Here is a 1,274-nt window from a genome sequence, read left to right as displayed (position 1 = left end):
TCATTAGTAAGTTCATATTTTTTGGATACAGTTTTAGTGGTCATAGGTAGCTCCCTAATCTAATATTCAAACAAATTGTTAAATGAAATGGTTATAAGGAGGCGCCCCCGCACCGCCCTATTGTTTAATTAAGCAGCTTCTTTTTCACATTCTAATTCACATTCTAAATCGTCATCATTTTCCGATTCAAGATCAGCATCATAATAGTCTTCAAAATCATCATAATACTCATGACGATAATAATCATCTTCACTACCAAATTCGGGATATGCTTCATTCCAAATATGATCATCTGCTGTTAAAGAAGCGGCGCTATGAACATAAGAATCTCCTGAGATAAGAGCACCACATACAACGGCATCATCGAAAACACGCGCGTCATCACAAATATAAGCAGCACCGCTTATTTTTGCATTGCCTCCAACATGAGCATTATCACAAATGACGGCATCATCAGAAATATGAGCATGATCAGTTACATAGGCATTATCATAAATCTTTGCATTGCCTTCAATTACAACAGCACCTTTAATATGAGCATTCCCATAAAGACGCGCATTGCCTCCCATAAAAATAGCTTCAAAAATAGCATTCCCATAAATTTTTGCATTCCCACAAACGTCTACAAAAAAGCTTCTTACTTTTGCATTCCCAGAAACGCGGGCATTTTGAAAAACGCGGGCTTTATCATATACCCAGCACGTACCATAATGCGATAGGTTGCTTTCATTTTCTATAAAACCACCTAAATCCCCCGCCTTGACATCTCCAAAATCTTTTAAGGCGCGTATACGGTATAATGTGAGACCAGTCATATGATCTATTTCATTAGTCAATTCATATTTTTTGGATGGTTTTCTCTTTTTAACTGTAGCTTTCATGCTAGTAATCCTTATCGTAAAAAAGGTTTCTATTGACAGCCCATAAGGGCGTCGGGCGCTAGAAACACGGCGATAAGTCCGCTGTATGCTTTCCCCTAAAAGGGTATTGTATGGCATAACCACACCCGACAAAATCGTTATATGCTAGTGATAGCATAAAAGAAAGTCAGTATTTTGAAGATGGGAAAAACCTTATCGTGGTTTATCCGCTTATCGCTAAGTGTTTCTACACACTTGACGCCTTTCTAAACGAACCTTTCCTTAAAGTCAATACGTATTTTTTATTTTTTTCAATTTTTTTCATTTTGATACCTACCTAATTGAATACCAAGTGATTTTAAATTTTACTTTTGGTTTTTAGTATAAAAATGTAGTGCGTAAATGGACATGTTT

At 36.4% G+C, this 1,274-nt stretch carries 1 protein-coding gene; it reads right to left on the bottom strand.

The window, feature by feature from the left end; genetic code table 11:
- Positions 1-128: 128 nt before the first annotated feature.
- Positions 129-881 carry a hypothetical protein gene (locus ACFIL3_RS10250; RefSeq protein WP_375612654.1) on the bottom strand — a complete coding sequence of 251 codons (753 nt, stop codon included), beginning with the start codon at positions 879-881 and terminating at the stop codon, positions 129-131.
- Positions 882-1,274: the final 393 nt, after the last annotated feature.

The organism is Bartonella sp. CE47NXGY, assembly GCF_042195415.1.
In the GTDB taxonomy this organism is placed as follows: domain Bacteria; phylum Pseudomonadota; class Alphaproteobacteria; order Rhizobiales; family Rhizobiaceae; genus Bartonella.
This window is presented reverse-complemented; position numbering and strand designations above follow the sequence as displayed.